We start from the raw sequence: 7,224 nt of genomic DNA on the forward strand, positions 1-7,224 counted from the left end.
CTAAATAGGTCTTTTCGAAGGCTCTGTCTTTTTTTAACAGTTCAAGCTCCATTTCCTGTCGCCTGTTGATCCTTTCAAGCTCGGCTATTCTGCGCTGTGCTTTTTCCAGATCGGTCAGCTGTTCCTTTATAATCATGATCATGACCTATGCAGTATTTTATGATTTCTATTTTCTTTTCCTTGCTTACTTTTAAAGTATCAGCCATATAGACCTCCGGCTTTGGATCATAATCCCTAAGCTCTCTATGACTATTATACTTTTTTACCCAGTTTAGAACAGTATCATCCTTCAATATTCCGTATTTAGCTGACAGATCACAAGACGATCCAAGACCGTCCAGATATTCCTTAACGATCATCTCTTTGAAATCTTTGGAATATCGGTTGTTGGTAGACTTGTTGTCAAAGATCAAATGTCCGTTTGCACGATAATCCTCTTCTCATTTTCTAACCCTGTCATCTCCACGTTTGCCCATATTTAATTCAACAGAAATTTGGATGGCTGTTTTTCTTCCGCTTAAATAATCTTCACATGCCTGTACCTTTTGTTGCTTCGTGTATTTAGCTTTTCTTCCCATATAAAAAATCCCACCTTTGTAGTTTCACATCGATGGGATAATTTTAATTATTTCGTGTATCTACTTTAGTGGGATTATATCAGTCTCTCATTCCTTTTCTTTTGGATATTCATTTGTATGTAGTAAACGATTGGCGTTTTCAACACGTTCTTTTGATGGTGGATCAATTCCCTCTAAAGGATACTTCATACCCAGTGCTTCCCATTTATAGGCTCCCAATGTATGGTAGGGTAAAACTTCCACTCTTTCGACATTGGATAAGCTTTGAATAAACGTATCCAGCTTTCTTAAATAAATATCTTCATCATTTCTTTGCGGCACCAGAACATGGCGAATCCAAACCAGTTTGGAAATCGAATCTAAATACTTCGCAAAGGCCAGTATATTTGTATTGCCATGACCTGTCAATAATCGATGTTGTTGAGGATCAATATGCTTGATATCTAATAAAACCAAATCAGTTACTTCCATCAATGTATTGATTTTATCCATGAACTCTTTCGTTTCACAAAATGGTTGTCCACACGTATCCAGTACGGTATGAACCCCTTCTTTTTTGGCCAATTGAAACAATTCTAATACAAAATCAATCTGTAATAATGGTTCGCCTCCGGATACCGTTATGCCGCCTTTATCTTTCCAGTAAGGGCGATATCGCAAAGCTTTGGTAAGGACATCGGCTGCCTCTTGATCCGGTTCTTTGATTTGCCATGTATCAGCATTATGGCAAAACTGACATCGCATCTGGCATCCCTGCAGAAAAATTACATAACGAACACCCGGGCCGTCAACCGACCCGAATGTTTCAATGGAATGTATGCTTCCTTTCATATCCTACAAATGATCGTGGCAGGTTCTGGCAATCACATCCAGCTGTTGTTCACGCGTTAAATCAATAAATTTGACCGCATAGCCACTGACACGAATCGTAAAGTTTTGATACTCTTCTTTTTCCGGATGTTCCATCGCGTCTTTTAACTTCTCAACACCAAAGACATTGACATTTAAATGATGGGCTCCCTGATCAAAATAACCATCCATCACATGCACTAAATTCTCTGCGCGCTCTGTATCACTATGGCCCAGCGCACCCGGATTGATAGTCTGTGTATTGGAAATACCATCTAAGGCATATTCATAAGGAAGCTTCGCAACGGAATTCAAAGAAGCCAGTAATCCATTCTTTTCGGCTCCGTAAGAAGGATTGGCACCCGGCGATAAAGGTTCTCCGGCCTTACGTCCATCCGGTAAAGTTCCGGTTGCCTTACCATAAACCACATTACTTGTGATCGTCAAAATTGAAGTCGTTGGCTCACTGTTGCGATACGTATGATGCTTACGAATCTTATTCATAAATGTCTTTAACAACCATACTGCGATATCATCGGCTCTATCATCATCGTTTCCATAACGTGGGAAATCACCTTCTACCTTGTAGTCAACGACGATACCATCCTCATCACGAATCGGTGTTACCTTAGCATATTTGATGGCACATAAGCTATCCACAACATGAGAGAAACCGGCAATACCCGTGGCAAATGTACGTCTTACATCGGTATCGATCAAAGCCATTTCGGCTGCTTCATAGTAATATTTATCATGCATATATTGAATCAGGTTTAAAGTATTGACATAGAGTCCACTCAACCAGTCCATCATCAAATCATATTTATGCATCACTTCATCAAAATCAAGCACATCGCTGGTGATTGGCTTATACTCTGGACCTACCTGCATTTTTGTTCTTTCATCCACACCACCGTTGATGGCATACAACAGACATTTTGCCAAATTGGCACGGGCTCCAAAGAACTGCATTTCCTTACCCGTCTGTGTGGCGCTGACACAACAACATACCGCATAATCATCGCCCCACTCCGGACGCATCACATCATCGTTTTCATATTGCAGAGAAGATGTTGCCACACTGACCTTGGCCGCATACTTTTTAAAGGGCTCTGGCAGATGACTGGAATACAATACCGTCAAATTGGGCTCCGGACTTGGTCCCATATTTTCTAATGTATGCAGGAATCGAAAACATGTTTTGGTGACCATATGACGGCCATCCATACCGATACCGGCTACATCCAAAGTGGCCCAGACCGGATCACCCGAGAACAACTGGTTATAGGAAGGAATACGCGCAAATTTAACCATACGAAACTTCATGACCATATGATCGATCAGCTCTTGTGCTTTCTCTTCTGTCAATGTTCCGTTCTTTAAATCTCTTTGCATATAAATATCTAAGAAGGTGGAAACACGGCCAACCGACATTGCTGCCCCATTCTGTGTTTTGATGGCCGCCAAATATCCAAAATAAAGCCACTGTACTGCTTCCTTGGCATTCTTGGCCGGTTTTGAGATATCATAGCCATAAATAGCCGCCATCTCTTTCATTTCTTTTAATGCCTTGATCTGATCAGCTAACTCTTCTCTTTGACGAATGATGTGATCCAGCATCGTTCCATCGCCACACAAATCAAAATCTTTTTGTTTTTCCTCGATCAAAAAATCAATTCCATACAAAGCTACACGACGATAATCCCCAACGATACGTCCACGACCATAGGTGTCCGGTAATCCGGTAATAATCTTATTTTTACGAGCTAGACGCATTTCCGGAGTATAAGCTCCAAATACCGCATCGTTGTGTGTTTTATGATACTTTGTGAAGATTTCTTTTAGTTTGTCACTTGGTGTATATCCATAAGTTTCGCACGCTTCGACACTCATACGAATACCACCATAAGGCATAAAGGCTCTTTTTAAAGGCTTATCCGTTTGTAAACCTACGATTTGTTCCAAATCTTTTAAATTTTCATCAATATATCCTGGTCCATAGGAAGTAAGGCTGGATACCACTTCCGTTTCCATATCCAATACACCGCCTTTGGCGCGTTCTTCCTTTTGAAGCTTCTGTAAGGCATACCACAATGTATTCGTAGCTTCTGTTGGATCCGCCAAAAAGGCTTCATCACCATCATAAGGCTCATAGTTATTCTGGATAAAGTCTCTGACATTGACTTCCTCCTGCCATTTGTTTCCTTTAAATCCGGTCCACTGTTCAAACATGTCTTTCCTCCTATTCTTGAACCATATAAAATGCCGGCCTCCGGGCTTCTTTTTCTGCCCAGACGGTCGGCTCAATACTCTTATACTTCACGTGGTCTATTCCACTCATTCCGTCAGTCATATAAGGTGATTTCATCATATCGGAATTTAGTTGAAGTGTCAACGAATAAGTCGCTGAAAATCCTTTCAGTGCTTTAAACCTAAAATTTTCTTTTTATAGAAAGAAGACTGCTTTTGTATTTTCAGATTCAAAGCTTTTTCTCCTTCCTTTTCTAAGACTGTTTTTTCATCCGAAAAAAGATCACGCCCCAAAGCCAATCCCTTTTTCGATAATGTATAACCCATTCCCGAAAGAATCGTTGGAAACAAATCCATTGTCGTAAATTCTCTTTTTTTGATCTGCACCGGCTTCTTTTGACTGTGAATAAAACAGTTCCATACCCTTCGATCAAAGCCCTGATCAAAATTTGAATGAATGTATTGTGCAGCCATGCTTGTATGATCCCCTTGAATCACGATCAGAGTATCCTTGTAGAAAGGCTGTTTTTTTAACCATGTCATAAAATCTTCCAGAAGACGATCGGTGTGATATATAGAATTGGAAATACCTTTGACAAAGGGTGCCTCCCATTTCTTTTCCTGATAGCCATAAGGATGATGGGTATCCACCGTCAACATTTCAAAATTAAATGGTTGTTCTTCCTTTACCAGCATGCTCAGTTTTCGTTTGGCAAAATCAAAGAGCTTTTCATCCTCATAACCCCAGAACACATGATATTTTTTATCCAGCCAGCCTTCTTCTTTTATTTTTTTAATATCTTGAATATCATAATGTCCATGTTGATCAAAATATGATTTGCGCCCTCCAAAGGCCGCATCCGAACCAATCATCAAGGTGTTGGAATAACCATCTTTTTCTAAAATGTCACCTAAAGAAACCAAACCATTCATAAATGCTTGTTTAGGTGTACAAAATGGATGATAGATCGGAAAGTTTAAGGGAACCCCTGCCGTAGAAGCAATCATGCCGCCGGTTGTCCATCCGGTTCCTGTCACAACTTTAGCACCGCCTATTTGATCTGTATTTGAAAAACTGATGTTCTCTTTTGTCAGTTTTGTCAAAAAAGGAAGTAGATTCTCCTGGGAATCGCCTCCATCTTTCTTCAGCGCATATGTGGTTTCCATGGATTCTAAATAAATATGAATCAAATTCATTTTTTTCTTTGGCGCCTGTAAAGTCGAAGCGCTGACTTTGATATAGTCCTGTTCATAAAGATCCGACTTTTGAAACTGATGGATCCCATATTGAATCAATCCCACTTTATAGGCCGAATACACGATACACATAAGCAGCCCTACCCAACAAAGCCAGAGCGCCGCAAAAATATGAATGATAAGCAAAGTCACAATTATCGAGATTACAAAACACCGTAGAAAACACAATCGAAACCAATCTACCAAAAATCGTTTATTGGTCCCTTCCAAAGGCACTTTTATATGAAATACTAACTGTTCAAAAGATGACAATCCAAAATAAGAAAAAGCCCATGATACCGTCTTGACAAGTATAGATGCGAAAAGTACAAGCAGGAAATACAACAATTTACCCCCTCCTTACATAATGTGTATTATACTCGAAAATAAAAAGAAGAACAGAAAAACTCTATTCTTCAATCAAACCAAGTTTCTTTAAAGCGTGCCATATTCCTTCCTCATTATTGGAAAGCGTAATATGCGCCGCTTTCTCTTTAACATAAGATCTAGCCTGTCCCATCGCATAGCTACATGTCACAACATCAAATAAGCTTACGTCATTTTCTCCATCCCCAAAAGCGATGACTTCATCGGCACTCCAACCGTTTTCTTTCATGATCTTCCCTAAGGTTTCTCCTTTGGAAACACCTTTTGGTAAAATCTCTAATTGCCTTGGTGCGGTACGAAATACATTAAATTCCGGAAAACGATCAACTAGATACAAATATAAAGATTCCAGCTTCTCTTCTTCCTGCATCACCTGCAGCTTATTGATCGGTGGTTGAATCTGGTCTATATCTTTTAAATAGGTGATTTTCGGATATCCTTTTCGCATATCCGCCAGCCAGCTCCATGGCCCCGCTGTCCAGGGATAATCTTTTGGCAAGCCCTGCTCTTTACGCAGCTTTTCTTTGATGGCTCGAATCGAATCCGGGAAATAATCATAGACTCCATCATCAAAACAAGCCATGCTTTCACAATCTAAAGTCATCAATTCTAAAAACACCTTACGTACTTCTTCGATCGTCATTCGCCGTAAGATTTTCCTTTGGTCATGATGTATATCATAAACGGCAACACCATCAACCTCCAGTAAATAACCATGATGGCTGTCCATCTGCAGCTCTTTTGCGTATGGCACCAAACGTGTATAACTACGTCCACTGGCCAAAATCAAACGAACTCCTTTTTCCTGCAGTTCTAATAATGCCTGCTTTGTTTTAGGAAGAATCTGATTGTTGGAATCAAGTAAAGTTCCATCCATATCCATTACAATTGCCTTGATCATATTTATCAACCTCGCCTGTTATTGTATCACTGATCATTACTTAGTACAAAATCTACAGATAATCTATTTCTGTATCAGATATTCAACAAGCCTATAGAAATCATGATCAAAGCAAATGTCATCATCATTTCCTTATTGATCTTTTCTTTAAAGAAAAAGTATCCACATAGACTGATTGTCATGATCGTCAGCATAGAATACATGGGATAAACGATAATAGAAGGCAACTCATTTAACGATATAAGTAAAAAATAAGATGATAAATAATTAGGAACACCAATCAAAAATCCATAAAGGATTTCGTTTTTAGCAATTTTTTGTTTCTTGATCACCATCAAAATAAAGCTTAAAATCGCAGCCATAAAAAAAGAAAGGAAGAAATATTGACTGGCTAAAGACGATTCTCCATAGAACTGATAGATCTTGCTCATGGTATCAATCAATCCGCTCACGATCATAAAAACAAGCAATGTCAGCCCCAATTTAAAGTTTATTTTTGATTGATAGAAAAATAAGACAATCGATAAAAAGGATAGAGCCATACCAATCAGTTGAAGCCAGGTTGGTATTTCATGAAACAAGAAAACCGAAAACAATAAGGGTACACAAACACCTAACCGTCCATATAAACCTGTCAAAGCAATACCATTGAGTTTCATGCTCAGCTGCATTAAGTATAAGCTCATCACCAAAAGTAAGCCATTGACAGTCCCTAATACCAAGGTCGTTTCATTCCATCGAAACACACGTGAAAAAAGCAGCGCACACAAGGAACAGGTCACATAATTACAGACAAGCTTACCATATAGGCTATGTTCTTTATTATTACTCATCCGTAAGAAAACAGAAATTGCGGTGCTGCATAAAATTGCTAAAACAAGAAATGCCATATCGTTCTCCTTAAAAACGCAGTTCGCTTAACCTCCAATTTGTTGACATAGCCTTTTAAGTAATCGCAAATTTAAAAAGATCTTCTTTTCGTATTTGACGAATAAAAAAGTAACTAACTTGTCCTCTCAATCT

General features: G+C 39.1%; 6 protein-coding genes and 1 riboswitch. All 6 genes read right to left on the minus strand.

The genetic code is table 11. The features are described from left to right. Window positions 1-440 precede the first annotated feature (440 nt). A complete protein-coding gene (locus tag ACTQX6_RS12425; protein WP_441657432.1) occupies window positions 441-578 on the minus strand; it encodes a hypothetical protein in 138 nt (45 codons plus the stop codon). A gap of 87 nt (window positions 579-665) precedes the next feature. Further along, window positions 666-1,409 (minus strand): pyruvate formate-lyase-activating protein, encoded by a 744-nt coding sequence (gene pflA / locus ACTQX6_RS12430; protein ID WP_294688518.1) that lies wholly within the window; start codon window positions 1,407-1,409, stop codon window positions 666-668. Window positions 1,410-1,412: 3 nt separating this feature from the next. Then, window positions 1,413-3,659: a formate C-acetyltransferase gene (gene pflB / locus ACTQX6_RS12435; RefSeq protein ID WP_294688516.1), complete on the minus strand. Its 2,247-nt coding sequence runs from the start codon at window positions 3,657-3,659 to the stop codon at window positions 1,413-1,415. 49 nt (window positions 3,660-3,708) lie between these two features. Beyond that, a riboswitch (ZMP/ZTP riboswitch) is annotated at window positions 3,709-3,790 on the minus strand. Window positions 3,791-3,845: 55 nt separating this feature from the next. Next, window positions 3,846-5,006 (minus strand): LTA synthase family protein, encoded by a 1,161-nt coding sequence (locus tag ACTQX6_RS12440; RefSeq protein ID WP_294688514.1) that lies wholly within the window; start codon window positions 5,004-5,006, stop codon window positions 3,846-3,848. A 316-nt stretch (window positions 5,007-5,322) separates the two neighbouring features. Then, window positions 5,323-6,201, minus strand: coding sequence for a Cof-type HAD-IIB family hydrolase (locus tag ACTQX6_RS12445; RefSeq protein WP_117446576.1), 879 nt, complete (start codon window positions 6,199-6,201; stop codon window positions 5,323-5,325). Window positions 6,202-6,275: 74 nt separating this feature from the next. After that, on the minus strand, window positions 6,276-7,091 hold the full coding sequence (locus ACTQX6_RS12450) for a DMT family transporter (protein WP_294688511.1): 816 nt from the start codon (window positions 7,089-7,091) through the stop codon (window positions 6,276-6,278). Between the last annotated feature and the right edge of the window lie 133 nt (window positions 7,092-7,224).

Source organism: Faecalicoccus sp. LCP19S3_E2 (genome assembly GCF_052121255.1).
Classification (GTDB): domain Bacteria; phylum Bacillota_I; class Bacilli_A; order Erysipelotrichales; family Erysipelotrichaceae; genus Faecalicoccus.